Genomic DNA, 26,252 nt, shown 5'->3' with positions numbered 1-26,252 from the left:
GCTATCCTTGCAAGAGTGCAATTTTACCCTCAATTTATATGAGCGTCACCATCCAGCAATTAATTCAATGGAAACAACAAGGGCGTCCAATCGTAGCGCTGACGGCATGGGATTATCCTGTGGCGCAACTGCTGGATGAGGCCGGTGTTGATTTAATTTTGGTTGGGGATTCTCTGGCGATGGTTGCGTTGGGCTACGAAACGACGCTGCCGGTGACGCTGGAGGAGATGATGCACCACGCCAAAGCTGTGCGGCGGGGCGTAAAAAAAGCCTTAGTCGTGGTGGATTTGCCGTTTTTGACGTACCAAGAAAGCCCCCAGCAAGCGATGCACTCTGCCGGCAGGATACTCAAGGAAACAGGGGCGAATGCGGTGAAGTTGGAGGGGGGATATGATGCGATCGCACAAACAGTTTATCGCTTAGTGCAAGCCGGCATCCCGGTGATGGGTCATGTCGGGTTAACGCCGCAGTCTGTGCATCAACTAGGCTACCGGCAGCAGGGTAAGACTCCAGAAGCCGGTGAGCGGATTTTATTAGAAGCGATCGCACTGGAACAAGCCGGTGCCTTTGCGATTGTATTAGAGCATATCCCAGCCGAGTTAGCGGCCCAAATCTCCAAACGCCTGGTTATTCCCACGATTGGCATTGGTGCAGGGCCAGATTGTGATGGCCAAGTCCTTGTGACAGCAGATTTATTAGGACTTTCCAGCCGGCAACCCCCCTTTGCCAAGTCTTACGCGAATCTTCGGCAGGTGATCGGTAAGGCTGTGCGGGATTTTTCCGTTGAAGTCCGAGAACACCAATTTCCAGAGTCGGGACACTAAAGACAGAGAATTCAGGACAAACCCTCTTCCCCTCTTCCCATGCCTACGGTGTACACACATCTGGTGATCAACCTCAAAACGCTGGAATTAGCCCCCCTAACCCCCCAATTCTGGGGGGAACCGGAATTTAAAGTCCCCCAATGTTGGGGGATTTAGGGGGCTAATCAACCTCAAACGTAAGTAGATAAGACTTGTGTGTACACTGTAGTCTTCCCATGCCCCTACCTTTAGGTTGGCGCAGCCTTGCCTCATGCCCTATGCCCCATGCCCCATGCCCTAATTCAGATTCTTCCCTTAGACTTATGCCGAATTCTGGTAAAAGCAGGCAAGATCGATAAAGTGAGTGCGTAAAACCAGCGACTCATCAATCAAAGATGTGTTGCAAAAATCTGAAAGATGCAGACTCAACTATTAACAGCAGATCCTAACTCTACAGCCTCGGAAACTTCTCGCCCGATTCACTGGTGGGCAAAACTGAGCGCTTTAATCGCACTTTTTAACCTTGCTTTGGTGATATTTAATATTACCTATGTTCCATTACGAGATTTCTATTTGCGGCAGCTACCAGGTGTGGTAACTTTATACGATCCAGTTAAAGGAATTGAACCACATCCAGTCACAGTAAAATATCTTAATACAGTTGATCAATTATCCGCTCAATTGCCTCAAGCTGGAGTGCCAGCGGCTCAGACTCAGCAATTACTAGAAGATTTACGCAATCAAAGCACTACGATTATTGATGAAAATCCTTTTTTAGTGCCGGCTAAAGTTGGCACGTTTGCCCAAATTAAACGGGAGATGGCGCAACATCTCGGTACGAATTCTGCTAAAGGGGCATTTCAGAGATTTTGGAGTTCTGAGTATTTAAATCAGGCCGGCAGCCAAGCACAACTTGGTTTTTTCAATAATGAAATTCGGCCTTTAATGGAAGCGAATTATTTTCGCCAGGTAGACAGATACGGTCGATTTATTGATAATTTCTGGCGAATTGACCTTGTTTTTATTGCTTTTTTTGGCACTGAGTACCTAATTCGTACTTTTTTGCTGAGTCGTCGGTTTCCCCGTCTGAGCTGGGGGGATTGTATGGTGAGGCGCTGGTATGATGTTTTTCTCTTTCTGCCATTGTTTCGACCTTTGCGGGCGATGCCGGTATTGGTGCGGCTGCATCAATCAGGCGTGATAAATTTTGATCGGGCGATCGTACAGATTACTTATGAACCGATGGCAAATTTAGCCAATCAGGTAACGAATTTTGTGATCGTTCGGATTATCACACAAACGCAAAATGCGATTAAAAATGGAGATGCTGCCGGTTTTTTATTGAAGACGCAACCTTACATTACAGTTAACAACATTGATGAAGTTGAAGCAATTAGTGATCGCCTGCTCCACTTGACAATTAATCGGGTTTTGCCGAAAGTTCAGCCTGGGTTAGAAAATTTAATGCATCACAGCCTAGAAAGTTCTTTTAAGCAATCTGATTTTTATCAAGGCTTGAAGAGAATTCCCGGCCTCGGTTTGCTACCGACAGATGTGATCGAGCAGTTAGCCAATTATCTAGCCGGTACGGCTGTCGATGTTGTGTCTAATTCATATTCCGATACGAAAGGCCGGCAAATTTTAGATCAACTGACTCATGATTTCAAGGAAGCGTTACGCCAAGAACTACAAGATAAAGAAACGCTTTCGGAATTACAATCTCTGCTGAATGATTGGTTAGAAGAATTGAAATTAAATTACGTCGTCCATTCAACAAAAAATGAAGCGGAGGAAACGCTGGCAGAAATGGAAATTCTCAGCCAAGTTGCAGATCGTTCTGGAGAATCTGCGGAAGCTGTGGGGGCAAACCCGGCTGTGGCGGCTGTAGATCGTATGCTTGGAGATACAGAACGCGAAGTGACAGGACAAAGGCAGGAGAAGTAATTGAACACAAAAATGCTGTTCTAAAATTAGTGGGGAGAAGGTAAAATAAATTTCATGTCTACCTTCTTACCTCCTGAATTTAAAAACTTAACTGAACCCTCCTCGATTGCTCTGGCGCAGAGCATTGAGCGTCAGGAAATCGCCACTCCCTTGAGTGAGCAACCGATCCCCACAAGTTTTATCCGTCAGGGTGCCGGCGGTACGCCTATTTTGTTGTTACATGGCTTTGATAGCTCTGTATTTGAGTTTCGCCGGCTGCTACCTTTACTGGCTGAAAAACACGAAACATGGGCGGTTGATTTGTTGGGTTTTGGCTTTACAGATCGATTAGCAGGAATTTCAGTTTCCCCAACAGCCATTAAAACTCACCTCTATTATTTTTGGAAAACTTTAATCCAGAAACCCGTTATTTTGGTGGGGGTTTCGATGGGAGGAGCTGCTGCCATTGATTTTACGCTCTCTCATCCGGATGCGGTTAAGAAGTTAATTTTAATTGATAGTGCCGGGTTTGCAAATGGCCCAAAAGGGGGAAAATATTTGATTCCGCCTCTAGGTTATTTAGCCACAGAATTTTTGCGAAATCCTAAAGTGCGGCAGCGCATTAGTCGCACGGCTTACTTTGATGAAACATTGGCTTCTGTTGATGCGGCGCTTTGTGCAGCTTTGCACCTGAAAATGCCTCGATGGAATCAAGGACTGATTGCTTTTACAAAAAGTGGAGGCTACAGTTCTTTTCGGGATAAACTCGAACATATTATGCAGCAAACGCTGATTTTGTGGGGAGAAAATGACCGAATTTTAGGCACGACTGATGCAGAAAAATTTAAGCAATCGATTCCACACAGTGAGTTAATTTGGATTAAAAATTGCGGTCATGTTCCTCACCTCGAACAGCCACAAATCACCACTCAGCACATTTTAGAATACGTCGAAAAGTCTGAGTGATCAAGAGATAAGCTTCAGATGGGAATTTAACTAAGCTAAAATTAATAATAGCTTTTAATACCCTTTTAGCACTTGATTTGCTCGCTCATGCGCTGCTCTAACCGCTTGATTAAGGTATCAACATCAGTAGCAACTTGCTCAAAACATTCGGGAGGTGCAGGTTCTACTTCAAACTGAATAAGCTTGATTTGATCGTTGCCAATTCCAATCAGCAAAACTTCTTTTTCAGGATTGTGATTATCAACAATTCCCAAAACTTCTCGAAGGTTGTTCTCGACGTTGCGATTTAAGGTTTCTATCGCCTCTCTGGGGCAGTAGACAAAATGCGGTTCTGGCTTGAGATCGATCCCCAGCGTATCATCACTTTCTCCCTTTTCCAGAAATAGTCCCCACGCCAAAGCCGCTAATTCATGCTGATTGGCTTTTACAAATTCAGCGAGTTGCCGTCGCCAGCTATTTTTTTCCTCTTGAGGCGGGTTATTACCGAGTTGAATCATGCTCTGCTTTCCAATATTGTTAATATCATCTTAAACCCATTTGCACACGCCAGAGACTTGCATAAATTCCCTGTTGATCGAGCAGTTGTTCATGCCGGCCCCACTCTATTAATTTGCCATGCTCCATGACATAAATGCAATCGGCATTGCGAACGGTGGAAAGGCGATGGGCGATCGCAATTGTTGTGCGATTTTGGGTAATGCGTTCGAGTGATCGTTGAATTGCCGCTTCTGTCTCATTATCCACTGCCGAGGTCGCTTCATCCAAAATGAGAATCGGTGGGTTTTTGAGAATGGCGCGGGCGATGGCAAGTCGCTGTCGTTGGCCGCCGGATAATTTCTGCCCTCGTTCCCCTACAATTGTTTCATAACCTTGAGGAAGTTGCGTAATAAATTCATGGGCTTCTGCAACTTTTGCGGCTTCTATAATTTCTGCCGGCGTTGCTTCAAAGGTGCCATAAGCAATATTTTCTGCAACTGTCCCGTGAAATAAAAATACATCCTGGCTGACTAACCCGATAGCTTGCCGCAAATCTTTTAAGTTCAGTTCGCTTAATTCAATACCATCAAGGGTAATCGTTCCCGATTCAATTTCATACAGCCGCAACAGCAGTTTTACTAAAGTGCTTTTCCCTGAGCCGGTGGAACCAACAATTGCAATTGTTTTGCCGGCAGGAATATGCAAAGAAAGATTTTTAATAACCGGAGAACGATCCCGGTAAGCAAATGTCACATTTCGCAACTCCACTTCACCCCGAACTAAAGCAACCGGCAACGGTTTGTCACCGGGATGAATTGCAATCGGAGTGTCGAGTAAATTCAGCACACGCGTGGTTGAAGCCATTGCTCTTTGATATTGATCAAACGTCTCTCCCAAGCGTGTTAACGGCCACAATAATCGCTGGATAAGAAAGACTAACACACTATAAGAACCGACAGACATTTTGCCGGCAACCGCTTCCATCCCGCCATAAAGCAGCAAAGCCGTAAATCCCACCAAAATGATCATCCGAATTAACGGAACAAATGCCGCAGAAAGTTTGATAGCACGGCGGTTACTTTGGCGGTAAGCTTCGCTTTCTCGTTCAATACGTTTAGCTTCATATTGTTCGGCAGTAAAGCTTTTAATGGTCGTGATGCCGGATAAATTATTTGACAGTTGTCCGTTAAGCAAGCTCACTTTTTCCCGCACTTCGGCATAGCGAGGCGCGAGAAGGCGTTGAAACGCAACGGAACCCCAAAGGATAAACGGCATCGGCAGCATCGCCATCCAAGCCACACTCGGCGCGACGAAAAAGAACACACTGCCAATGATGACAACCGTTGTGGTGACTTGGATGATTTCATTGGCTCCAAAATCGAGAAAACGCTCTAGCTGGTTGATATCATCACTTAAAATAGACATCAAGCCGCCGGTGCTGCGATCTTCAAAATAAGCGATATCTAATTCCTGGATGTGGCTGTAGGCATCAAGGCGCAATTCGTGCTGAATTGTCTGACCTAAATTCCGCCAAAGTCGAGCGTAAGCGTATTCAAAGACTGATTCGAGTATCCAAATGATGACCGTCAGAATAGAAAGAATTAAAAATTGTCCAAAGATATCTTTCATTCCCCACTGAGCTAGCAGAGAATCCTCTTGTTTGACGACGACATCGACGGCTACACCGATTAAAACGGGGGGTGCTAAGTCAAAAGTTTTGTTAAGAATTGAGCAAATTGTTGCTAGCCGGATTTGCTGCCGGTGTGGGTGTCCGTAGTGTAGAAGACGCTTAAGGGGATGCACCGTTTTTGGAAGTTTCCGTCTTGAGTTGGATGCCATTTTCTATTCTAAATATTATTTTTTATTAAATTACTGAGACGAATTTTAAAGCACTCTGGTTTAAAGCAGTATTGTTTATGAGAATAGTCTTTGTATTTCCTCAATAATATTATATAGAATAAAAACTCCGCTTTTTTAGAAAAACCAGAGTTCTTAATATTGACAAATTATTTAGGGTGACTACAAGCTTCTATTTATTCCCTAAAAATGTAGCCGATGGTTATTTAAACCCTGTTTCCCTTTAAGCTTCAGGTTCCACTCCCAGTGCGCGTAATTGCGCTGCCAGTTGTTCAACACGTTGCTGTGCCTGTTCAGCACGTTGTTGTACCTGTTCAGCACGTAGGCGTTCAGTTTCAACTTGTTGCTGTGCTTGAATTGCCGCCTCTTCTGGTGTGGGTACTAATTCTCCTTCAGGAGTGAAGTAGCGCAGTTTTCCATCTAAAATGCCTAAATAAAGATTGAGACTTTCGCTCCAACGCAATCCTGCTTCATTAGAGGTAATTTCTAGGTATCTCTGACCTAATAATCGGAAGCCGGCGAACTCTAAACTTTCTGGAGAAAACCAAAAGTATTCGGGGGTGCGAAATTCGTTTTGATAAAGGTTTTTCTTGAATTCCCTGTCAACGGTTGCGGTGGAATCAGAAAGCAATTCTATGATCAAATCCGGATATTTACCATTTTCCTCCCAAACAACCCAAGATTTACGGGGACGCTTCTCTGTTTGGGCGACTAGGAAAAAATCTGGCCCACGAAAATCTCGATTTTTTAATTGTTGCCGGCTAAAATATATGGTGAGATTTGCGCCGATAAAGTAATCATTTCTGTCACGCCATAGCCATTCTAGACAGGAAACCAACAGCGCTAGCTGAACATAGTGCAATGTACTTTCCATTTCTGGTTCATCACTCTCTAGTTGAGTAGCATCGGGCATCAAGAATTCTAATTGCTGAGGTGTTAGAGACATAAAAATTTTACTTATATTTGGCTAATTTCAATTTTAGCATTCATTTCCAGCTCATCCAGTCCGATATTAACAAAGTTTTTTATAATCGGCTTAAAATTTTTTCAGTATCTTTTTAGTATTTAAAAACGACTTTGAGGAACGCGATTATGTGCTTTTCGGCAACCGCAAGTTTTACAGCAGGGGTGACCCTTTCTGCATTAGGCATTGCAAATTATCAAAAAATTAAATCAAGCGACTATCGATTATTGGGCATCTTTCCTTTCTTATTTGCAACTCAGCAATTCCTTGAAGGGATTGTTTGGTTAACCATTGGAAATTCCTCGCTTTCCTCCCTCAATCTTGTTGTTAGGGATGGTTTTTTATTGTTTGCCACCGGCATCTGGCCTATCTTATGCCCTCTCGCCGTTTATTTAGGTGAGAAAAACAGCTTAAAAAGAAAAGTTATATTCGGACTGGTTATCGTAGGAGTAGGTTTGGGAATCTATCTATTTGGATTTGTCATAACTCACGGCGTGCAGCTTGAAAAATTTTCAGGGAACTTACTTTATGATTTGACTGTTATCCCTTTATTCGCACCCTTAAAATACTTATACTTAATCGTAACAAGCCTTCCCTTTGTCCTTTCAGAGCGACATCCCATGAAGCTTTTTGGCCTTGCAGCAATTGCTTCCTTTGGCTTAGCTAATCTATTTTATAACCTGACATTTGTTTCAGTTTGGTGCTTTTTTGCCGCTGTTCTCAGTGGCGCACTTTATTTTATTTTGGATAATTCTCAATCCCAAATACATAATATTTATGAATAATTAAGTTAAAAACCTACAGTCAAAGCACATCATGAAAATGCGAATAGTCGATAATACGCTGACCGTTTGATGTCCTCGATAAAATATCGACAAAACGCATATTCCACAGAATCTCTGAAGAAACAAACGAGTGACGGGTGTGAATAGTCTGCGAAACCGATTCATCAATGCCGGTGAGAGTAATTACGAGTTCAGTTTCCGCCTCGGCTAACGATTCCGCTGTGGTTTTGTAGAGGGGACTCGCCTCATTAATGGGATGCATTACTGTCCAAGTCAGTGCAAAAATCGGTGTCTCGCTGCGAACGAGTTGCAAATCGTAAAACCGGCGCATGAAATGCCCTTCTTTCGTAACTTCATTGCGAACCAACGTTACCCGCACCTGTGCTTCTAAAATAAAGTTATTACGCTGGTTTGCTGTGCGAAACATTAGCGTTGGCACCCCATCATAAGGTGCGATCACCGCCACACGACTGAAAAGCACTCGCGCCGTGGGCAGAGAGAACCGCGCAAACATCATGCCGGTGGCCATTGCGAACCCCAACAGACCGACAAGTGCTTCGAGCGCAACCAAGCCATGTGCGTAGTTGGTGCGTGGGTACATCGACCCGTAACCGATGGTTGCCATCGTCTGAATGCTAAAGAAAAAGGTATCTCGAAAAGAGCCTGGTTGGGCATTCTCAATGCAATCACCCCCCGCCACATAAGCCAGCGCAAACAAAGTGTTGGCAACCACATAAGACACAGTAATCAGCGCAAAAAATCTCGGCCAAGAAAGGGTAACTAAAAAATGATAAAGGTCGCTTCCGGAGAAATGCGAGACACCCCGACGGATGACATTGAACTGTCCAAACCGGCTTACAAAGCTCATCCGTTTGGGGATTCGGTGCTTTTTGGGCATAGATTCTGGCTCCTCGTGAGGTTTATCCTAAGGCTGGCTATAATCTAGCACCGCGAATTTTTAAGTATGTGCGCTGCTCATTTGTCAATCCAGTGCCGGCTTCAAACTCGCATCCATCGACTAAAGCATCTAACCAAATTGTTTCATTGAGCGTCGCTCCAGTTAAATCAGCATTTCTCAAATCTGCTTGAGTAAAATTTGCAAATAAAAGATCCGCATTGATTAAACGGCTTCCTCTCAAGTTGGCTCCCGTTAAATCTCCTCGAATGAAATTTACCCCATCGAGAACTAATCCTGATAAATCGGCTCCTTGGAGATTCGGAAATTTAACCCGCTGCCGATTGCCCAGAAACCGCATCACACAAGTTATATTAGCCTCAGTTAGCGGCATCCTTGTCAAAAAATCGTAACGTGCTAGCCCCATTTCCTTAAGCGCCCGTAAACGCTGCATTGGGTCTTTTTCTAAAAACTCGGTACAGTTGCGGTAAAGGTCTTGGGTTTGGGAATATAGCATTACTTTAAAGTGAATTGATTGCTTTGAAATTAAATGTTTATGTAAAAGTTAATTCAGCGGATAACGGTAACTTTTTTAGCAATTAGTTTCAGAGACGCGCTCGCATCAAGGCGAACGCACTCTGAAATCAGACAAAGATTAAACTATTTCTCAATTTTGACAGAAATAATTTTGTCACCCTTGCGAATGGCATTAACAACATCCATGTCCTCAGTTTTTCCAAAGGTGGTGTGCATTCCATCTAAATGAGGTTGGGGAGAATGGCAAATAAAGAATTGGCTTCCCCCCGTATCACGACCGGCATGAGCCATTGAGAGGGTGCCGGCGAGATGTTTATTCTTGTTAATTTCACACTTGATTTGATAGCCAGGGCCACCTGTTCCTTTGCCTTCAGGACAGCCACCTTGGATCATAAAATTATTGATGACTCGATGGAAAATGAGGCCGTCGTAAAAACCTTTTTCAGAGAGTTCTACAAAATTTTTGACCGTATTTGGGGCATCTTGATCAAACAATTCCAAGTTGATCGTGCCTTTTTCGGTTTCCATTATCGCGCGGGTCATAAATTTTCCTTACTCGTTTGATGATTTACAGTTTTTGTGGTAATAGAGAACGTGTAAGTCCTCACCCACTGCTAAACTATATTAAAGCAAAAACACGCTTGAGCGACTTTAGGCAAAAGGCTCTCAAAATTACTGAGCGCAATGGCGTTTTTGACTTGTACAGATGTGTCTTCTCGCCAGAAAGCCCGATTTATTCTGCACTCAACGCCACATTCATCGCCGATTTCGGAGATAATAACTAGACCATGAATCACTACTTTGCCACTGTTGCTCGCGGTCTAGAACCCATTGCCGCCCAAGAACTAGAACGCTTGGGTGCCTTAGAAGTTCGTCCAGACTTCACAGGGGTGCATTTTGCTGGAGATAAAGCTTTGCTTTACAAAGTGAATCTTTGGGCGAGGACAATTTTTCGAGTGTTAGTACCCATTCGAGAATTTCGTTGTCTTCACGGCGATATGCTCTATCGTGAAGTGCAAAAAATTTCCTGGGATGACTATCTACATCCTGATAATACTCTAGCGGTAAACTGCACCGGCGGCAATCAATTACTTAACCACACCCACTTCACAGCACTACAGGTTAAAAATGCAATTGTAGACCAACAGCGCAGCAAATTTGGTAAAAGGTCTAATGTCGATCCACACAATCCCGATTTAGAGATTGATGCCCACATTCATGAAGATCGTTGCATCCTTAGTTTAAACAGTTCCGGTTCAAGTTTACACCGGCGCGGATACAGGCCGGCAATGGGAAAAGCCCCTCTGAAAGAAACTTTAGCCGCCGCGATTCTCGACATGGCAGAATACTCACCCAATCTGCCTTTTTTAGACCCCCTTTGTGGCTCTGGAACTTTGCCGTTAGAAGCGGGTTTAAAAGCTTTAAATATTGCCCCAGGATTGTTTAGAGAAAACTTTGGTTTTATGCGCTGGCGTGATTTTGATGATTCCCTGTGGCAGCAATTGCTAGAAGAAGCAAAAACCAGCCAGCTAGCCGAACTCAATGCTCCGATTTATGGAAGTGATCGCGACGGTGATATTCTTAAGCAAGCGCGGAGTAATGCCGCAGAATGTGGGCTAGCAAAATATATAAAATTCGCCCAAACAGAATTATATTTTTTGGAAGCGCCGGCAGATAGTGGAATTTTAATTTGCAATCCTCCTTACGGAGAACGGTTAGGAGATGCTCAGGAATTAGGGGACTTTTACAAATTGCTGGGTGATGTGTTTAAACAGCGCTTCAAAGGGTGGACGGCTTATATTTTAACCGGCAATAAAGAGTTAGCAAAAAGAGTGGGCTTGAAAACTTCTCGTCGGCTGCCGGTTTATAATGGTTCCTTAGCTTGTACTTTACTAAAGTATGAGCTTTATTAAAGCCATTAAACTTCAACAGAATTCAAACGTTGCTTACGTTTAGAATTACCTCCTGCTTTACCTAGCCTAAAAATAACTAGAGTAATTCTTTAAACATTAGTAAAAATCGGTTTCAAATTCAGTTCAAAGTTTTGTAATATATCCTCACCCGATAGCGTACTAGGATTCTGTAAGATTTCCACTTCCCGTCCCGAACGATAAATTTCTACCTGTTGCGTCTGAGGATCAATTAGCCAACCTAGTTGAGTGCCATTATCCAGATATTCTTGCATTTTCGCTTGCAATTTTGTTAGTGAATCACTTTCAGATCGTAACTCCACTACAAAATCAGGAGACAACGGGAGAAATTTTCGTTTTTGCTCTGCACTCAAGGCTTCCCAACGATCACGGCGCACCCAACTTGCATCGGGAGAACGTTCCGCACCGTTGGGTAATTTGAAGCCGGTGGAAGAATCGAACGCAATTCCTAAATTATTTTGCCGGCTCCAAGCTTGGATCTGAAAGGCAATCTCGATATTACGATGACCCGTTTCCCCCCCTGTTGGCGGCATAATGATTAATTCTCCTTCATTTGTGCGCTCTAATCTTAAATCAGCATTTGCCTGACATAGCTGATAAAATTGCTCATCCGTTAATGCCAAAATTGAGGGGAAATTCAGGGTAATCGCAGTCATGTCTTTCTTTCACTCCAGCGAAATTATCATCAAGAATCTATCTCAGCTAACTCCATCCACCGCTCAGTTGCCGCTTCAATTGCCTCAGCTAAACTTCCCACCTTTTCATGCAATTCTTGCACCTTAGATACCGAACCCGGAGGCGCATTATAAAGTGCTTTCTCAGCTTCAGCTTTCTCAGCTTCTAATTGAGCGATTTTGCCTTCCAACATCTCATACTCGCGCCGTTCTTTGGATGAAAGCTTGCGCTGCCCTTTGCTATCATAAGACTGCCGGTCTGTCTTCCAAGATTTTGTTTTTTCTTCCTTCTTCTCCTTAGAATTTGTATTCTGACGTGCCGCTTCTTCCTCTTCTGCCTGCTTGAATTCTAAGTAAACTGAATAATTGCCAGGATACTGACGAAGAGTACCTCCTTCTTCAAAGGCAAAAATTGTTTCTACTGTGCGATCTAGGAAATAGCGATCGTGGGAAACTGCTATGACACAGCCGTTGAAATCTTCGAGATAGTCTTCCAGCACCGCCAATGTTTGCACATCCAAGTCATTCGTCGGTTCATCTAAAATCAGGACATTGGGCGCACTCATTAAAACCCGTAGCAAAAATAGACGGCGTTTTTCACCCCCAGAAAGTTTATGAATTGGCGCATATTGCTGATTACCAGGAAATAAGAAACGCTCTAGCATTTGAGAGGCACTGATCTGCGTTCCGTCAGCTATTTTGACAAACTCTCCCTCCTCCTTGATGTAGTCAATTACGCGCTGCTCTTCATTCAACGCGGCGAGTAATTCTTCAGAATGCTGGTCAAAATAGCCGATGTGAATGGTCGTGCCAATATCAACTTTTCCTGAATCAGGCTGCACACGTCCAGTAATCATATCCATCAATGTTGATTTACCGGCACCGTTACCGCCGATAATCCCGATACGATCTTCAGGACTGAATTTGTAAGTGAAATTGTTGATTAAAGTCCGCTCATCGTAACTTTTACAAACATTTTCTAGCTCAATCACTTTTTTACCAATCCGACGTCCGGGGGTGGCAATATCAACCTTACCTTGAACCTGTTTAAACTCAGTTGCCTGCATATCCCGAATCCGATCAATCCGGGCTTTTTGTTTCGTACTCCGAGCTTTTGGCCCTCTTTTCAGCCATTCCAACTCGCGACGCAATACCCCTTGATGTTTGCGTTGAGAACTGGCTGCCGAATCTTCGGAAAGGGCTTTTTTCTCCAGATAATAGGAATAGTTGCCGGCATAACTGTAGAGATCGCCCCGGTCAATTTCAACGATCCGATTGGTGACGCGATCCAGAAAATAGCGGTCGTGAGTAATTAGCAAAATTGCCCCGCGAAAGCGGTTTAAATAACTTTGTAACCACTCAACAGAAAGTGCATCCAGATGGTTTGTTGGCTCATCCATCAACAACACATCAGGTTCCGAAAGCAAGGCGGCAGCTAGGGCAATTCGTTTGCGATAACCGCCCGACAAACTCCCGATCCGAGCCTCAAAATCTTCGATTCCTAACTTCGTGAGGATGATTTTTGCATTGGTTTCTAATTCCCAAGCACCGGCTGTCTCCATCTTCTGCATCACAGCAGACAAACGAGACATTAACTGACTATCTTCTGGCGCGTGTGCGAGTTTTTTTGATACTTCCTCATACTCGCGCACCAATGCCATTTGTTCGCCGCTATCGGCAAAGACTTGCTCTAATACGGTGTGATTTTCATCTAAGTCTGGCTGCTGGGGCAAATAGACAATCCTGACGCCAGAATTGACCAAAATTTGACCCTCATCAATGGGTTCTAAACCGGCAATCATTTTTAATAGGGTTGACTTGCCAGAACCATTCGTGCCAATTAAGCCCACTTTATCCGTGGCATCCAGACTAAAGCTAGCATCCTTGAGGATTTCTTTAATCCCAAAATCTTTTTTAACCGATTGTAGTGTAAAGATACTCATTCCGTTTTTCTGCGCCACAGACTCTAAGTGTATTATCGCGCAGTGCCGGCAAGTAAGGATTAAAGTCCTATGACGCTAGGCTTGGCTTTTTTTTAAACCGCAGATGCACGCAGATAAACGCAGATGATGCCGCAGATGGTAGCATGGGGTGCCGCAGGCATACGCAGATGATGGCGTAGTGTGCCGTCGATATACGCAGATGATGCCGCAGATAGTAGCGTAGCGTGTCGCCGGCATACGCAGATTCTATTTCCGCTTGGCTCGGCAAAATGAACGTGTCAGACTATCCTAGTTAAATGCCCCATGCCCCATGCCCCATGCCCAATCCCCTTCCTTAAACTATGACTACCCCAGAATGGACTCCTGAAGCTGAAAGCCGGCTCAAAGAAATTCCTTTTTTCGTTCGTCCCGCTGCCCGCAAAAAAATTGAGAAGTTTGCTCAAGATGCGGGAATCGGTCAAATTACTGTAGAAATTTACGAGCAAGCGAAGCAGAAGTTTAACTCTAAGTGACTTATATTTCCTTAGAATTCGTGTTCTATTACTTAATAGCGGGAGGCAGTGCGCCCTCCCCGTTTTGCCGTTTTTTTCTCTGACTTAATTGCCCTAGATTCGAGTGTAAACTCTGGAATTTCTCGAAGTTCAGTTTCACTCAAGCTGTACTGTTCACAGACGAGGCTGAGACGAGTTCCGGGAGTTTTAACTTCATTCACTGAATGGGTTAGATTGCCTTGAAAATAAACCAAAGTGTTGAATTGAGGGCGAATTTGCCCGACTTGGCGCTTGTGGTTACGCAGAACGAGTTCTCCGCCTTCGAGTGCCGGTGGTACTTGCACATAAAGGACGCTGACAAGGGCTGGCGGCTCAACTGTTTTGCAATAGGAACGCAGGCTGCGATCAATATGAGGATCGACGCGGGAGCCATTTTTTAGTAGTAAAGGATTGAGATAAAAGGCATTACAATTTGGCTGCAATGCCTTTTTTAAATAAGGTTTAAAGAAAGGAAATTTTTGTTCAACTTCAGTTAATCCAGAGCCATGAAAAACGAGTGAAAATCCTTTAGTTCCGATAAAGTCGCGGTTGAGATTGTTGACGGCAAAGTAGGGACTGGCTAAAATTTCTCCCTGCAATTTGCTGAGATAGTCAAGCTCAAAGACATTAGACAGTTGTTGATAGTAGCTCACGTTGAAGAGGGCATGGGGGATGGGGGATGGGGCATGGTGAAGAGATAGGATGCCGGCGATAACTTTTACACCGGCATCCATATTAAGGGCAGATTGAGTGACAACAAAACCTGCCCCTAAAGTCAGACTAATTAATCGGCTACTCCTGTTGATTATTCAGGTTAAACAAGAATGGGACAGTGCTATTTGATTTTCCATCCATCACTAAAACTCTTGGCATCTGAGAACCGCCGTTTCGCCAAGCTTCAATCGCTTCTTTTTGAAGCACTAACTGACCCCCTTGTGCTTTCAGCGTTTCTGCCAAAAGTCTTTGAGCTTCAGCTCTACCTTGAGCGCGGTTAATATCGGCTTGTGCTTCTTGTTGGGCTTCTTGCGCTACATAAACCGCTCTTTGCGCTCGCTGCTCAGCAATTTGTTTTTCTTCAACTGCCCTCGAAAACTCTGGGGAGAAAGCCAGATCGACAACGCTGGTATCGAGGATGATAATTCCGTATTTATCTAATCGTTCACCCAAAGCATTATCAAAGTCTGTCTTCAATTCAGTTCTTTTAGTAATTGCTTCTTCAACTGTTCTCCTAGCAGCTGCAATTTTAAAAGATTCCTGGGTTTGGGGGGCAATAATTTTTGAGACGATATTTTCTAATGAGCCTTGTTTCCTTCTCACCTCAACTACTTGACTAGGATCGAGGCGAAAGTTTATGGCAAATCTCGCTGAGAGATCCTGAAGATCCTTGGTAGAACTTTGCGCCGGCACTTCAAATTTTTGCACCGTCACATCATAAACATCTACTTTTGAAACAAAGGGGGGTTTGAGATGAATTCCCTCTAATAATGCGCCATCACGGGCTTTTCCTAAAATGCTGAGCACTCCTGCTTCACCGGGGTTGATGATAACAAAAGAACTCAAGCCAACAAGCAAGATGACTGCTGTTAGAATTCCGGCGATTATTGATGGCCAACTATTGATAGATTGACTTTTCAAATCCTATCTCCTCTACTTGCAGTCGTTTCTAGTCTTTTGACACAATAACAAGGAAATCAACCCTGCTGTCAATTTATATCTTCGCGCACAACTCCTTCAATTTCCATGATCAAATCTGCGCCATAGGCTAAAGAGGGCGTCTGGAAGCCGGCTTTCACTTGTCCCGCCAACACTTTTTCAACAACTGCCAAGGCGGTTAATGCAGTCAGGGTATAGCCTTCAGGACATTGCAACCGGCTGACACATTTGGTGCCCGAACTGTTTTCCACCTCTCCCCACAGCAAACTGATTCCTTGTTTTCGTTCTTCATCGGTGGGACCGGCAGGCATTTTCTGAATCAGGCTTTTTTGGAAATCTTGAACTACCGGCAAGCCTAGAAGCCATCCCAGATAACGGGTTGCAACTGCTGCCCATCGCATCGATTCCCCTAAAGCCGCATACACTTCGATGTTGGGGATGCCGGTGCTGTAATAGGCGGTGGACACGTCTCCCCAAGGAATCGTGGTTGCTTCCGCCGCACCGCGTCCGAAGTCGATGGTGCGCGTTTTCCAGCCGGCGGGAACTGGGGAAATCGCCCCAGCACGTCTAATGAATCCCCCTTTTGCCTGTCCTTCGACCATTGTGGTTGCGGTTCCCCGTGAAGGCCGGCTCAGCAGTTGTATCGCTAACGCCAAATGGGTTGCATCCGGCAGGCGTTGCTTCAGGTGCGCCGCGAGGCAGTCGGAGGGGACGACATCGAACCCAACACCGGGAAGCAGCATCACGCCTGCCGCCTTCGCCCCTGTATCTTGTGCTGCCGCCGCCTCGAAAACTGCTATTTCGCCGGTGATATCCAAATAATGTGTGTTTGTCCGGAGACAACCTGCGCTCATCGGCTGGTAGGTTTTTGAGAACGGGCCGGCACAGTTCAGCACGACTGCCATATCCGTTAAAGCAGTATCGATAGCGGCTTCATCTTCCAGGGAAAAGGCGCGATGCTCTAATCCGAGTTCTGTTGCGAGTTGCTTGACTTTCTCGCCACTACGTGAAGCTAAAATTGGGCGCAGTCCGCGCTCAACTGCTAATCGAGCGATGAGGGTGCCGGTGTAGCCGGTTGCACCGTAGATGATAAAGTTTGATGAATCTGTCATTAATGCCTAGGGATAAGGGGCCGGTTAAAAAGGTTTTGGAGGTTTTTTTAACCACAGATGGACACAGATAAACACAGATAATTTTGATGGATAAATAATGAAAAATTTGATGTTATTGGTTGTTTTCTACATCCGTAAGTCGAGCGTCAATTCCATCAATGCGTTCTTTGAGTTCAATGACTAAGGTTGCAAGCCGGCTAAACATTGGATCTGGGACGGCACGGGGCGGAATATATTCAGGTTCGGGTTCAATTTCTCGTGTGGTTGAGGTCGATGCGGAGGAACCGGCGCGGTTATTTAGGCGATAAACTTGGGATTCCAGCCGGCTAATTTGCGCTCTTAGGTTATACACTTCTGACTCTAGGCGAGAAACGCGGGCATCGGCACCCGATTGAGCTTGAGCCGGCTTAAATGTTTGCAGGATAACCAATCCCAACAATAGCGCCAATCCCATCGCTACAAATTTTTTGAGCCTCGCAGGAATTTTTAGCATGGCGAGTGCAACTTTTCTCTACACTGACATGATAGCGATTTTGATCGGGGTGCCGGTGTCAAAATAAGACGTTTAAATCTTTTCTACCGGCTACCCCGCCCGCCAGAGATTTGTTTGTAGAATGGTTCCGTAGAATCCAGACATTCTTGAAGATCCTCACCTAAGCTTCTAGGAAACTCGTAATCCGCAGGATACTTGAGCAAGCGATTGATAGGGCCAATGAGTAAAGTATCAATATCTTGCTGTGTTAAAACCGTATTATCCAGTCCGTTAATAATATAAAAGTCAAGACGATCTGGATGAGGTTCAACAGAAGCAATGGTTCCCCCCCTCATTGAAAATCCATTAAAGCAAATTCGCTCATTTTGTTGGGCGATCTGAATATATCGAGATCCAACTCTGTAAACACCTTCCTGTAACGGGAAAGCACTCGCAGCTTTTCCCCCTACGAAGCTTGCTAAACCCGCGAAAATCAATCCCAAACTTGCCAAGGTCTTTTTCATTGTTTCCTTCACGGCTTGAAGTTGAGGTTCATTCTAGCACTGGCAATTGGAATCCTGGATGGCTATTACAAATCTTTTCAAATACCCCGAAGTTGGTAAACTTATCCGCATAAAGCGGCGGCGTGATGGCGAATGTGATCTTCAATAAAACTGGCAACAAAGTAATAACCGTGATTGTAACCTTCTTGCATCCGCAACGTCACAGGTTGACCGGCTTCTTTGCAAGCTTGCTCAAATACTTGGGGTAGCAATTGCCCCGCTAGATACGGATCGGCGGTGCCTTGATCGATAAGAATGGGGCTATGAAAACCGGCTTTTTTTACCAATTGAGTGGCATCATAGGCAAGCCAGCTTTCCCTGTCGTTGCCTAAATAATGGGTGAAAACTTTTTGCCCCCACTCAGAGTTTATGGGTGCGGCAATCGGCGCAAAGGCTGAAACTGATTTGTAGAGATCGGGGTTTCTCAAAGCACAAACTAACGCCCCATGCCCGCCCATTGAATGACCAAAAATGCCTTGTTTATCTGGTTTTATTGGGAAATTTTCCGCAATGAGTGCCGGCAATTCACGAACGACATAGCTATACATTTGGTAGCGATCTCGCCACGGTTCGGCTGTGGCATCGAGATAAAAGCCAGCGCCGCTGCCTAAATCATATTGATCATCTTCTCCGGGGATGCCGGTGTTGCGTGGGCTGGTATCCGGGACAACCAGCATTAAACCATGTTCGGCTGCATATTTCTGTGCGCCGGCTTTTGCCATAAAGTTCTCTTCCGTACAGGTTAAACCTGATAGGAAATAAAGCACCGGCACCGGCTTTGATTTGGCTTGAGGCGGCAAGTAAATTGAAAATCGCATTTCACCCTTACAGCTTTCTGATTCGTGGCTGTAAAAGTTAACGCTTCCGCCGAAACAAAGGTTTTCGCTGATCAGATTAAGAGAGGCAGGCATTCGCTTTTGAAGGTTAAGTTATTTGATTTGTGAGGAAAAAATTGCGATTTGACTTCAGGCAATTTTCATTCTCGCGCTTGCGAAAGAATTGTGGCATTATCTGGCAATGCTTCCAATTGCTGCAAGAATCCCAGGCTATCCACAATTGTCTGATTTAAGGCAATCTTTCCATCCTTAACATGATAAATTGTCATTCCCAATAAGTTAACAGGTTTTCCGGTTGCGGGAATTCCCATAAACGGACTTAAATTGGTGCCGGCAGCACTCCAGTGAATCACAAAGTGCCCTTCATCAGCAATAACATGATGGGCGGTGAATTGCATATCCGGCACCGCAACTAACCAGTGCTTGATATGATTTTTCATACTTTCTGGCCCTTTCCCCTCCCAAGCAGCCGGTTCATTGCTAATCGAGTGGGTGACAAAATCTTCAGAAAAAAGCTCGTCGGCAACTTCATATTTTCGCTGATTCCAAAGTTCATCAATAAACCGGCGGGCGAGTTCAATATTAGCTTGGCTCGACATTATAGCCTTCCTGCTTAATTAGGAGAAAGTAACAACACTGCGAATTGATTCACCTTTGTGCATCAACTCAAAGCCTTCATTAATTTTATCAACCGGCATGACATGGGTAATCAAGTCATCAATATTAATTTTGCCTTCCATGTACCAGTCAACAATTTTAGGCACATCCGTGCGACCTCTGGCACCGCCAAAAGCCGAACCTTTCCAAACGCGCCCGGTTACTAACTGAAAAGGACGAGTGCTAATTTCTTGGCCGGCACCGGCAACGCCAATAATCACACTCACGCCCCAACCTTTATGGCAGCATTCCAAAGCTTGCCGCATGACTTTAACATTGCCGATACACTCAAACGTGTAATCCGCGCCGCCTTTAGTTAAATCAACCAAACAGGGAACTAAATCTCCCTCAACTTCTTTGGGATTGACAAAGTGAGTCATGCCGAATTTTTCAGCAATTGCACGTTTTTCAGGATTGAGATCAACGCCCACAATCATATCTGCACCCACCATTTTTGCGCCTTGAATGACATTTAAACCAATGCCACCCAATCCAAAAACAATGACTTTCGATCCCGGTTCTACTTTGGCTGTATAAATAACTGCACCAATGCCGGTTGTTACGCCGCAGCCAATGTAACAAACCTTCTCAAAAGGCGCGTCTTCTCGAATTTTTGCTACCGCGATTTCTGGCAAAACGGTATAGTTAGCAAAGGTCGATGTTCCCATGTAGTGATGCAACATCTGTCCGTCCAGAGAAAACCGGCTGCTGCCATCCGGCATTAACCCTTTGCCTTGGGTTAAACGAATCGCTTGACAAAGATTTGTTTTTCTACTTAAACAATATTCACATTGCCGGCACTCTGGGGTATAGAGGGGAATGACGTGATCCCCCGGTTTAAGACTGGTGACATTTTTCCCCACCTCCACCACAACTCCCGCCCCCTCATGTCCCAAAATCGCCGGAAACAGCCCCTCAGGATCGGCACCGGAGAGGGTGTATGCGTCGGTGTGGCAGATGCCGCTGGCTTTGATTTCAACGAGCACTTCCCCAGCTTTGGGAGGTTCTAGTTTAACGGTTTCCAGGCTTAAAGGCTTACCGGCTTCAAAGGCGACTGCTGCTTTTACATCCATAGTTAACTCCGAGGGCAATTAATCCGAGTGGGCTAGAAACCGGGATTATAGAATTATAGGATTAGGGAGAATGAAGTTAATTTTAAACGGTTATGACTTCACAAATGTCCATTCTAAAGTTTTAATTGGAGCTGTTTGCAAGGCTTCTTTGAGTTCGTCGTTACTGTCGAATTTTATTTGATTAAGGGAAGACGCTTCAACATTGACGGTAAATTTCTCTGCGTCAAAAGGCCAGGGTTTAACAGTAACGAGTCCATCACTTCTTTCCAAAATATCGTAGCGCTCTCCATCTGGCCCTTTACTAATTTCTAGAAATCGCTGGCCGGCTGGTAAGTTACCCATACAAAGAATTAGGGAGAGACGATCGCACCATTGAAAAAAGGCATAAGCTTCTTCAGCTTCTTTTTTGGTAATTTTTAACTCTTTCCGCCATTTCTTTTGGTTTTCTAGTTGCTCATCAAGAAATTGATCGAGTTCTTCTGACTCGCCGCGTTTGCCTTCATTTAAAAAGCTGGTGTGCATGGAAATTAGCATTGCCACCCACCGCCCCCGATATCGAGAATTTGTTGTGAGTTCTCTCAGTTTTGGAAGAGACGTTTTTTTATCGAGGGTAAAGTCTAAAGGTGCACCGGCTTCGGTAAGTTGGTTGCCTTCCCATTCGCGTTCAAGATCGTCATGATGGGAAATAGCGGCAATTGTTTCGTACAAGCGAGGGGGAGATTCGGATTTTTTCCACTGTCCCGCTAATTGAGCGGCTAACAAAGCGTGGGCGCGATGGTAAATGACTTCCCAACCATTTTCAACAAGGTTAACGATCACGACTAATTCTTCTCTCCTCTTTGGGATTTTGTTGGATTTTTATGCACTCATGCTAAACGGACAAAAAACAACACGAGGGTCGGAGTTTTTTGTCCGTTTATTATGATAAACCAAAATGGGTTCAATTTATCTGATGCCGGCACCCGCTTGAGCCAGTGTTGTCTAAGCAAGATGAAGAATGAAATTTCACCCTTCATCCTTCAACAGCGACTTTTAATTCACAAAAATCAAGCCACTTTCTTCTACCCTTAAGGCGCTTTTGTCAGCCCCTAAATCGGTGGTTGAATCTAAAGTGATTTCCAGCACACCCGGTTCAGAAGCAACTTCTGGCATCACTTGGATGAGCGCCCCATTTGGGCGTTGGAAGGTAAGGGTGACAGGTGCTTTTAAATCGCTTAGGGTAATTTCAGACTGGCTGGAGAGCACTCGCTGTTGGGTATCTCCAATCACCTGATAAGTCACGGGATCTCCTGTGACATTCATCAGTTTAATCTTGACTTGACCATTCACCGGCTCGATCCGAGCCATTGGGGATCTTTGCTGTTCTGGCAGTGGGACTGTCGTTTGCTGCGGCTGCACCGCCGGCTGCTCAGCGGGAGCCATCTGAGGGTTCATCGGACGGTTGCGCTGCCGGTTTCTAAATTGAGGTTCATTGAAAATACTTGGGTTGGGATTGAGCGGGGAGGTTCGCTGTGCCACACTTGCGCTAGGAATGGCTGCGACGCCCAGCATCAAGCCGGCACAAACTGCCCCCACTAAGCCAATATTTTTTTTGAACTGCTGTTTTTGGTAATTAATCATTACCTCCTGTAAAAATTGATCTTTATGCTTAATTACTTTTTATCTAATTTAATTATTAAATTGATGGGCACTCAGGGGCATCAGCCCACAGAATGAGAAAGAAGAAAAAATGAAGAATTATTCAGATTGGTTAAAATATCGCAGTGGAAGCCTCTTAATTCCTGAAATTATGGCAAGCGGGCAAGATGCCCGCCCAACAAGTTTAAAAAAATCGGATGCTCTCCCTCTTGTCAATTAGGAGTGATGTTCCCGACTCTTTCCAATCACGCCAATTTTGTGCCGGAAACTCAGTTCGCCGCCAAACCAGCCGCTAATGCCCAACAATGTTGCCACAACCACTGAGATCCCTAGACCCCAAGGGATAATTGGACCAACTGGGTCGCCCATACGCAGCACCAAGCTAACGAGCGATAACACCATAACCACAACGTTGCAGGCCATGTGAATCCAGCCGGCGCTGCGATCCCGAACTCTTTTAATTTTAAAGAAGTCTAGAAAGCCGGTGATTGCTGCTAAAATTCCGGCGGCAAAGCCTACACCAATTAGCCAAAAAGAAGCTCTTGCCCAGAAGGGGTCATTTGTTAACCAGTAACCCAGATCGCTTCCCAGCGCCCCAACGAGAAACGCGATCGGGAAGAGAACAATAGCGGGATGGAGCGGATGTCCAGCAATCGCAACCGTACTGGGAATGCCCGTGTCATTATATTCGCTATCATGCGTTTCAATGACGGGTGGGATATTGGGATAAGGGGCTGTATTGCGTTCAGAAGTTTCCATGATTTCTACCAATAAAAGCCAAACAAAAAGTGAACTAGCTAAACTCAGAAGCTTACGCAAACTGAATGAGCTAGGGTGGAGATTGTTGAAAACAATCTTAATAAATTTAGAGAAAAAGGTCTATCTGTATTCCATCCCTAATAGAGATAAGTCATTAAGCTATCTCTATTAGAAGGGAAGGGATCTGGGAGGTTAATCACCAGACTCGATTGCCATTTTCATCAACACGAGCTTGCCGAATTACATCAGAAATTTCTTCAGCATCTTTGACGTGATGGAGTGCTTTCTCTTGCCCGTCCGCCTCTTCTACGATGAAGTAAGTGGGAACTTCAATATGGTCGCCGGTGATATCGGGAGAATCTACTGCTAGTTGCTGTTTCTTTTCTTCAAGAGACTTCGATTCATCAATGCGATCGCCTGGATTTGCACTGCGGTGAGTATCTTGTTTGTTGTGTTCAGACATAACGCCCTCTTAAACTTGTTAATTTCAAAATTACGCAATCCTGGGCAATTAGCCATTAGGGGGTGAACTAACAGCTAATAGCTTCGGGAGTTATTTAAGCTTGATCCCACATTTGCCGGATCTCACCGGGTAAAATGTTGGCAATTTCTTGAATTCTTTCGGGTGATAATTCGTCTTTTGTTGCGGAAAAGACAGCCTTGATTGCGGTTTCGGGTGCTACGTCACCTTGCAAGCCACCTTCTTCACGAATGCGACGGATAAAAGTCTCTGGTTTGATTTCTAATGCAGGGCGAACTCGGCTGAGGAAGGCGACAATTGGGTTGGTATCTTTCCAGAGGTCAGCGACTTCGTTTTGCAGCGCTTTATCTTTAGTCTGCTCCGCCTCTTCGTGCAGTTCACTGGCGACTCGGTCTGAGGCTTCGGTTGTCATCATGTCGCGCATGGTTCGGAACACAATTTCCGTAATGTCTCTGGCATCAAAGATATCTTCAAGACCAGCCCCAGCCATTACTTTTTCTAGGAAGGATTGATGTTCTGCCGGCACATCGGCTTTTGTCTCGTGCCTGGTCGTTTTTTGCGGATCGGTCGTCAATTTGTCGCTCATGTTTTCTCCTTTTTCTGTGAATTTGCTTTTAAATGCCATCAAAGCCGGCAGCGGTTCAAGACTTGAGTAAAGCTCATCTGTTAACTCAGTCTCAATCTCATGTTTCGGTTAAGCTCAGTTAAATTAGCTGACTCGTTTCTTTCTAAGCGGCTTCGTCGCCAACTCCGCAGCGTGCTGGCGCATTTCCTGGCTTCACAGAGATTTCCTGAGTGGAGCTTTTCAATCCGCATATACGTCTGAAGTGCCGCGATCGCCGCCGTCTGTCCCATTTGTGGGGGTAGCTCGCTACAGCTAAGCGATGATTTCGTTTTAGCTGAGCCTGTACTTAATTTTTACCAACGATTCCCAAATGATGAATCCGTCCAGGGAAGTAACCGCAAACAGTCGAAAGGATATTTTTTAAACAAAAATTTCTACCTCCCCTCAATTCCAACAACACGCCAAGAGAGGGAAGAAAAATGGCAGCAATTGCGCCGATGCCGGTTATACAAGTCTTTTTTTCAGAAAATCAGCCCGATGCCGATCACTCTGTTAGCATACTTCGCAGCATCCAAGCATTTTTTTCATGGACTTGCATTCGTTTGGTTAGCAAGTCAAGGGTGGATTCATCATAGCCGCGTTCCACCATCGCTACAGCCGAGCGGGCTGTACGCACAACTGCTTCATTCCCTTCTAGCAATTCACGCATCATGTGTTCGGCAGAAGGGACGCCTTCGGTGGCGGGGATCATACTGAGGCGAGCAAATTCTCGATAGGTTCCGGGCACAGGAAAGCCTAAGGCGCGAATTCGCCCTGCAATTTCATCGACTGCTGTGGCGAGTTCGCTATATTGCGTCTCAAACATCTGAAGCAGGGGTGGCAACATCGGCCCGGTGACGTTCCAGTAAAAGTTATGGGTTTTTAGATAAAGGGTGTAGGTGTCGGCCAAAACACGCGATAAGCCGGCGGCAATTTCTTGGCGACTTTCAGGGTCAATTCCGATATTAATATCAAGATTTGGTTGGGGCGTATTCCTCAGCTTAGAAAACACGGGTTAACCTCCTTTGAGCTTTTATTGCTATGAAGATGAAACGGAAAAGATTACACGGTCTTGTTGTTAGTTATTATCTCTTAGCTATTAAGCAATTAAATAGCAGAGAAAAAAACCTTTCTTTTGGCTTATAACTCAAGATAGAAAATCAACAAGCGAATTGCAGTTATCCGTTCACAGAAGAGGAGAGCTGAGGTGGTTTACCGGCAACCGGCTTTACCCTTAATCGTTGCCCCTACAACCTTGAAAAACTCAAAATTTTAGGCGATTTCAATTAAAATTGCTAAGGATTGGCCGGCAACTGCGCCGGCTAAAGCGACCACCAAAGAACCGATGAGGCTGTAGGACGATAACCCCAGTAAATCGAACACCAGGTGCCCTACAATAGAACCCCACACGCCTAGCGCGATGTTGGCCGGTAAACCAAATTTGTGTGCTTTTGTAAAATAGCTGGGCAGCCAGCCGGCAACAATTCCAATAATCGGCAATAACAGTAACATCATACTTTTAATGACCTTTGGATGTGTTAAGAGATTAACGCTGTGAAGTTTGGCTCAACGCACTAGCCGGCACCTCACTGAAATTATTTGCAGTTTATCAGGTGAATCCATAATTTTTAAGATGAGGAAAACCCACCCGTGCATCTGCACCTTGCCCTACTGAGGCATTGAACTTGAATATTTTTGGCGTTTTGTAGCTCCAGTTTTAACGCTCAGCCGGCTAGGATTTCGGTTTCTCTGTTTTTTAGCGCCGGCTCGACTTCCCTTAAATTCTTTATAATTCATTTAAAAAACGTTTGACTGGCAGCGCAGAAACAAGATTTGTGCGAAAAAATTTTTACCCGCGCTTGCTAGATTTTGATGGCCCTCAAAAATTTAGCCCCAGACTTTTTTAGCCAATCACTTACCTACTATTACAGTGAAAAAATATCGTGATTGGAATCCCTCTTGAGGGGGAAGTGACGGACAGGGCCTCTCAAAAGTCTATCATCCTGTGGGGGGATCGCGTGCCGGAATGCCAGAACCTTACCCCTTCAGCTAAAATCAGTAGAACTTAAGTAATTTATTATTACAATGTAAGGCAATTTTTCAAAAAAAGGGGGCAACC

30 protein-coding genes are annotated in these 26,252 nt (G+C 44.8%); 6 read left to right on the top strand and 24 right to left on the bottom strand.

What is annotated here, in order from left to right; translation table 11 throughout:
- Positions 1-38: 38 nt before the first annotated feature.
- The 3 genes from panB to H6F73_RS08395 all read left to right on the top strand — a co-directional run bounded on the left by panB (position 39) and on the right by H6F73_RS08395 (position 3,692).
- On the top strand, positions 39-824 hold the full coding sequence (panB, locus tag H6F73_RS08405) for a 3-methyl-2-oxobutanoate hydroxymethyltransferase (protein ID WP_190758294.1): 786 nt from the start codon (positions 39-41) through the stop codon (positions 822-824).
- Between the two features lie 396 nt (positions 825-1,220).
- Complete coding sequence (locus tag H6F73_RS08400; RefSeq protein WP_190758293.1) at positions 1,221-2,747, top strand: hypothetical protein; 1,527 nt, start codon at positions 1,221-1,223, stop codon at positions 2,745-2,747.
- A 54-nt stretch (positions 2,748-2,801) separates the two neighbouring features.
- The gene (locus H6F73_RS08395) at positions 2,802-3,692 is read left to right on the top strand and encodes an alpha/beta hydrolase (RefSeq protein ID WP_190758292.1); all 891 of its coding nucleotides are present in this window, start codon (positions 2,802-2,804) and stop codon (positions 3,690-3,692) included.
- 65 nt (positions 3,693-3,757) lie between these two features.
- On the opposite strand, the gene H6F73_RS08390 is transcribed toward H6F73_RS08395, so the two are convergent.
- The 3 genes from H6F73_RS08390 to H6F73_RS08380 all read right to left on the bottom strand — a co-directional run bounded on the left by H6F73_RS08390 (position 3,758) and on the right by H6F73_RS08380 (position 6,972).
- Positions 3,758-4,189 carry a hypothetical protein gene (locus H6F73_RS08390; protein ID WP_190758291.1) on the bottom strand — a complete coding sequence of 144 codons (432 nt, stop codon included), beginning with the start codon at positions 4,187-4,189 and terminating at the stop codon, positions 3,758-3,760.
- A 25-nt stretch (positions 4,190-4,214) separates the two neighbouring features.
- Positions 4,215-6,008, bottom strand: a complete 1,794-nt coding sequence (locus H6F73_RS08385; RefSeq protein ID WP_190758290.1) for an ABC transporter ATP-binding protein — start codon at positions 6,006-6,008, stop codon at positions 4,215-4,217.
- 241 nt (positions 6,009-6,249) lie between these two features.
- On the bottom strand, positions 6,250-6,972 hold the full coding sequence (locus H6F73_RS08380; protein ID WP_190758289.1) for a Uma2 family endonuclease: 723 nt from the start codon (positions 6,970-6,972) through the stop codon (positions 6,250-6,252).
- Between the two features lie 146 nt (positions 6,973-7,118).
- On the opposite strand from H6F73_RS08380, the gene H6F73_RS08375 reads away from it, so the two are divergent.
- Positions 7,119-7,775: a DUF6629 family protein gene (locus H6F73_RS08375; RefSeq protein WP_190758288.1), complete on the top strand. Its 657-nt coding sequence runs from the start codon at positions 7,119-7,121 to the stop codon at positions 7,773-7,775.
- 19 nt (positions 7,776-7,794) lie between these two features.
- Here H6F73_RS08375 and H6F73_RS08370 read toward each other — a convergent pair whose 3' ends face one another.
- The 3 genes from H6F73_RS08370 to H6F73_RS08360 all read right to left on the bottom strand — a co-directional run bounded on the left by H6F73_RS08370 (position 7,795) and on the right by H6F73_RS08360 (position 9,750).
- On the bottom strand, positions 7,795-8,673 hold the full coding sequence (locus tag H6F73_RS08370) for an ion channel (RefSeq protein ID WP_190758287.1): 879 nt from the start codon (positions 8,671-8,673) through the stop codon (positions 7,795-7,797).
- A 37-nt stretch (positions 8,674-8,710) separates the two neighbouring features.
- Positions 8,711-9,187 carry a pentapeptide repeat-containing protein gene (locus H6F73_RS08365; RefSeq protein ID WP_190758286.1) on the bottom strand — a complete coding sequence of 159 codons (477 nt, stop codon included), beginning with the start codon at positions 9,185-9,187 and terminating at the stop codon, positions 8,711-8,713.
- Between the two features lie 143 nt (positions 9,188-9,330).
- On the bottom strand, positions 9,331-9,750 hold the full coding sequence (locus tag H6F73_RS08360; RefSeq protein WP_190758285.1) for a peptidylprolyl isomerase: 420 nt from the start codon (positions 9,748-9,750) through the stop codon (positions 9,331-9,333).
- A 245-nt stretch (positions 9,751-9,995) separates the two neighbouring features.
- Between H6F73_RS08360 and H6F73_RS08355 the strand changes: the two genes are divergently transcribed.
- Positions 9,996-11,120: a THUMP domain-containing protein gene (locus tag H6F73_RS08355; RefSeq protein WP_190758284.1), complete on the top strand. Its 1,125-nt coding sequence runs from the start codon at positions 9,996-9,998 to the stop codon at positions 11,118-11,120.
- Positions 11,121-11,209: 89 nt separating this feature from the next.
- Here H6F73_RS08355 and H6F73_RS08350 read toward each other — a convergent pair whose 3' ends face one another.
- Positions 11,210-11,794 carry a Uma2 family endonuclease gene (locus H6F73_RS08350; RefSeq protein WP_190758283.1) on the bottom strand — a complete coding sequence of 195 codons (585 nt, stop codon included), beginning with the start codon at positions 11,792-11,794 and terminating at the stop codon, positions 11,210-11,212.
- Between the two features lie 29 nt (positions 11,795-11,823).
- Positions 11,824-13,755 carry an ABC-F family ATP-binding cassette domain-containing protein gene (locus tag H6F73_RS08345; protein WP_190758282.1) on the bottom strand — a complete coding sequence of 644 codons (1,932 nt, stop codon included), beginning with the start codon at positions 13,753-13,755 and terminating at the stop codon, positions 11,824-11,826.
- Positions 13,756-14,096: 341 nt separating this feature from the next.
- On the opposite strand from H6F73_RS08345, the gene H6F73_RS08340 reads away from it, so the two are divergent.
- Entirely contained in the window at positions 14,097-14,267 is a 171-nt protein-coding gene (locus tag H6F73_RS08340; RefSeq protein WP_190758281.1) for a PCP reductase family protein, read from the top strand.
- A 32-nt stretch (positions 14,268-14,299) separates the two neighbouring features.
- Here H6F73_RS08340 and H6F73_RS08335 read toward each other — a convergent pair whose 3' ends face one another.
- The 16 genes from H6F73_RS08335 to H6F73_RS08260 all read right to left on the bottom strand — a co-directional run bounded on the left by H6F73_RS08335 (position 14,300) and on the right by H6F73_RS08260 (position 25,648).
- A complete protein-coding gene (locus H6F73_RS08335; protein WP_199330451.1) occupies positions 14,300-15,019 on the bottom strand; it encodes a 2OG-Fe(II) oxygenase in 720 nt (239 codons plus the stop codon).
- Between the two features lie 58 nt (positions 15,020-15,077).
- Positions 15,078-15,920, bottom strand: a complete 843-nt coding sequence (locus H6F73_RS08330; RefSeq protein WP_190758280.1) for a prohibitin family protein — start codon at positions 15,918-15,920, stop codon at positions 15,078-15,080.
- A gap of 68 nt (positions 15,921-15,988) precedes the next feature.
- Complete coding sequence (locus tag H6F73_RS08325) at positions 15,989-17,050, bottom strand: saccharopine dehydrogenase NADP-binding domain-containing protein (RefSeq protein WP_190758279.1); 1,062 nt, start codon at positions 17,048-17,050, stop codon at positions 15,989-15,991.
- A gap of 112 nt (positions 17,051-17,162) precedes the next feature.
- Positions 17,163-17,543 carry a hypothetical protein gene (locus H6F73_RS08320; RefSeq protein WP_190758278.1) on the bottom strand — a complete coding sequence of 127 codons (381 nt, stop codon included), beginning with the start codon at positions 17,541-17,543 and terminating at the stop codon, positions 17,163-17,165.
- Between the two features lie 83 nt (positions 17,544-17,626).
- Entirely contained in the window at positions 17,627-18,046 is a 420-nt protein-coding gene (locus H6F73_RS08315) for a hypothetical protein (protein ID WP_190758277.1), read from the bottom strand.
- Positions 18,047-18,147: 101 nt separating this feature from the next.
- A complete protein-coding gene (gene fghA / locus H6F73_RS08310; protein ID WP_190758276.1) occupies positions 18,148-18,996 on the bottom strand; it encodes an S-formylglutathione hydrolase in 849 nt (282 codons plus the stop codon).
- A gap of 65 nt (positions 18,997-19,061) precedes the next feature.
- Entirely contained in the window at positions 19,062-19,520 is a 459-nt protein-coding gene (locus tag H6F73_RS08305) for an ester cyclase (protein ID WP_190758275.1), read from the bottom strand.
- 18 nt (positions 19,521-19,538) lie between these two features.
- The gene (locus H6F73_RS08300) at positions 19,539-20,651 is read right to left on the bottom strand and encodes an S-(hydroxymethyl)glutathione dehydrogenase/class III alcohol dehydrogenase (RefSeq protein WP_190758274.1); all 1,113 of its coding nucleotides are present in this window, start codon (positions 20,649-20,651) and stop codon (positions 19,539-19,541) included.
- Between the two features lie 90 nt (positions 20,652-20,741).
- Positions 20,742-21,470 (bottom strand): DUF3891 family protein, encoded by a 729-nt coding sequence (locus H6F73_RS08295; RefSeq protein WP_190758273.1) that lies wholly within the window; start codon positions 21,468-21,470, stop codon positions 20,742-20,744.
- A 213-nt stretch (positions 21,471-21,683) separates the two neighbouring features.
- The gene (locus tag H6F73_RS08290; RefSeq protein WP_190758272.1) at positions 21,684-22,271 is read right to left on the bottom strand and encodes a hypothetical protein; all 588 of its coding nucleotides are present in this window, start codon (positions 22,269-22,271) and stop codon (positions 21,684-21,686) included.
- A gap of 234 nt (positions 22,272-22,505) precedes the next feature.
- Positions 22,506-23,048 carry a DUF2231 domain-containing protein gene (locus H6F73_RS08285; RefSeq protein WP_190758271.1) on the bottom strand — a complete coding sequence of 181 codons (543 nt, stop codon included), beginning with the start codon at positions 23,046-23,048 and terminating at the stop codon, positions 22,506-22,508.
- Positions 23,049-23,244: 196 nt separating this feature from the next.
- Complete coding sequence (locus tag H6F73_RS08280; protein WP_190758270.1) at positions 23,245-23,511, bottom strand: hypothetical protein; 267 nt, start codon at positions 23,509-23,511, stop codon at positions 23,245-23,247.
- Positions 23,512-23,605: 94 nt separating this feature from the next.
- The gene (locus H6F73_RS08275; RefSeq protein ID WP_199330450.1) at positions 23,606-24,115 is read right to left on the bottom strand and encodes a DUF2267 domain-containing protein; all 510 of its coding nucleotides are present in this window, start codon (positions 24,113-24,115) and stop codon (positions 23,606-23,608) included.
- A 325-nt stretch (positions 24,116-24,440) separates the two neighbouring features.
- The gene (locus H6F73_RS26930) at positions 24,441-24,575 is read right to left on the bottom strand and encodes a YqaE/Pmp3 family membrane protein (protein ID WP_347239504.1); all 135 of its coding nucleotides are present in this window, start codon (positions 24,573-24,575) and stop codon (positions 24,441-24,443) included.
- Between the two features lie 63 nt (positions 24,576-24,638).
- Positions 24,639-25,133 (bottom strand): Dps family protein, encoded by a 495-nt coding sequence (locus tag H6F73_RS08265; protein ID WP_190758378.1) that lies wholly within the window; start codon positions 25,131-25,133, stop codon positions 24,639-24,641.
- Between the two features lie 272 nt (positions 25,134-25,405).
- A complete protein-coding gene (locus H6F73_RS08260; RefSeq protein ID WP_190758268.1) occupies positions 25,406-25,648 on the bottom strand; it encodes a GlsB/YeaQ/YmgE family stress response membrane protein in 243 nt (80 codons plus the stop codon).
- Positions 25,649-26,252 lie beyond the last annotated feature (604 nt).

It is taken from the genome of Microcoleus sp. FACHB-68 (assembly GCF_014695715.1).
Lineage (GTDB): Bacteria > Cyanobacteriota > Cyanobacteriia > Cyanobacteriales > Oscillatoriaceae > FACHB-68.
This window is presented reverse-complemented; position numbering and strand designations above follow the sequence as displayed.

Excerpts from the sequence above, each read along its gene's own strand:
- panB (WP_190758294.1), top strand. The coding sequence starts at position 39 with ATGAGCGTCACCATCCAGCAATTAATTCAATGGAAACAACAAGGGCGT.
- H6F73_RS08400 (WP_190758293.1), top strand. The coding sequence starts at position 1,221 with ATGCAGACTCAACTATTAACAGCAGATCCTAACTCTACAGCCTCGGAA.
- H6F73_RS08395 (WP_190758292.1), top strand. The coding sequence starts at position 2,802 with ATGTCTACCTTCTTACCTCCTGAATTTAAAAACTTAACTGAACCCTCC.
- H6F73_RS08390 (WP_190758291.1), bottom strand. The coding sequence starts at position 4,189 with ATGATTCAACTCGGTAATAACCCGCCTCAAGAGGAAAAAAATAGCTGG.
- H6F73_RS08385 (WP_190758290.1), bottom strand. The coding sequence starts at position 6,008 with ATGGCATCCAACTCAAGACGGAAACTTCCAAAAACGGTGCATCCCCTT.
- H6F73_RS08380 (WP_190758289.1), bottom strand. The coding sequence starts at position 6,972 with ATGTCTCTAACACCTCAGCAATTAGAATTCTTGATGCCCGATGCTACT.
- H6F73_RS08375 (WP_190758288.1), top strand. The coding sequence starts at position 7,119 with ATGTGCTTTTCGGCAACCGCAAGTTTTACAGCAGGGGTGACCCTTTCT.
- H6F73_RS08370 (WP_190758287.1), bottom strand. The coding sequence starts at position 8,673 with ATGCCCAAAAAGCACCGAATCCCCAAACGGATGAGCTTTGTAAGCCGG.
- H6F73_RS08365 (WP_190758286.1), bottom strand. The coding sequence starts at position 9,187 with ATGCTATATTCCCAAACCCAAGACCTTTACCGCAACTGTACCGAGTTT.
- H6F73_RS08360 (WP_190758285.1), bottom strand. The coding sequence starts at position 9,750 with ATGACCCGCGCGATAATGGAAACCGAAAAAGGCACGATCAACTTGGAA.
- H6F73_RS08355 (WP_190758284.1), top strand. The coding sequence starts at position 9,996 with ATGAATCACTACTTTGCCACTGTTGCTCGCGGTCTAGAACCCATTGCC.
- H6F73_RS08350 (WP_190758283.1), bottom strand. The coding sequence starts at position 11,794 with ATGACTGCGATTACCCTGAATTTCCCCTCAATTTTGGCATTAACGGAT.
- H6F73_RS08345 (WP_190758282.1), bottom strand. The coding sequence starts at position 13,755 with ATGAGTATCTTTACACTACAATCGGTTAAAAAAGATTTTGGGATTAAA.
- H6F73_RS08340 (WP_190758281.1), top strand. The coding sequence starts at position 14,097 with ATGACTACCCCAGAATGGACTCCTGAAGCTGAAAGCCGGCTCAAAGAA.
- H6F73_RS08335 (WP_199330451.1), bottom strand. The coding sequence starts at position 15,019 with ATGGATGCCGGTGTAAAAGTTATCGCCGGCATCCTATCTCTTCACCAT.
- H6F73_RS08325 (WP_190758279.1), bottom strand. The coding sequence starts at position 17,050 with ATGACAGATTCATCAAACTTTATCATCTACGGTGCAACCGGCTACACC.
- H6F73_RS08320 (WP_190758278.1), bottom strand. The coding sequence starts at position 17,543 with ATGCTAAAAATTCCTGCGAGGCTCAAAAAATTTGTAGCGATGGGATTG.
- H6F73_RS08315 (WP_190758277.1), bottom strand. The coding sequence starts at position 18,046 with ATGAAAAAGACCTTGGCAAGTTTGGGATTGATTTTCGCGGGTTTAGCA.
- fghA (WP_190758276.1), bottom strand. The coding sequence starts at position 18,996 with ATGCCTGCCTCTCTTAATCTGATCAGCGAAAACCTTTGTTTCGGCGGA.
- H6F73_RS08305 (WP_190758275.1), bottom strand. The coding sequence starts at position 19,520 with ATGTCGAGCCAAGCTAATATTGAACTCGCCCGCCGGTTTATTGATGAA.
- H6F73_RS08300 (WP_190758274.1), bottom strand. The coding sequence starts at position 20,651 with ATGGATGTAAAAGCAGCAGTCGCCTTTGAAGCCGGTAAGCCTTTAAGC.
- H6F73_RS08290 (WP_190758272.1), bottom strand. The coding sequence starts at position 22,271 with ATGATTAATTACCAAAAACAGCAGTTCAAAAAAAATATTGGCTTAGTG.
- H6F73_RS08285 (WP_190758271.1), bottom strand. The coding sequence starts at position 23,048 with ATGGAAACTTCTGAACGCAATACAGCCCCTTATCCCAATATCCCACCC.
- H6F73_RS08280 (WP_190758270.1), bottom strand. The coding sequence starts at position 23,511 with ATGTCTGAACACAACAAACAAGATACTCACCGCAGTGCAAATCCAGGC.
- H6F73_RS08275 (WP_199330450.1), bottom strand. The coding sequence starts at position 24,115 with ATGAGCGACAAATTGACGACCGATCCGCAAAAAACGACCAGGCACGAG.
- H6F73_RS08260 (WP_190758268.1), bottom strand. The coding sequence starts at position 25,648 with ATGATGTTACTGTTATTGCCGATTATTGGAATTGTTGCCGGCTGGCTG.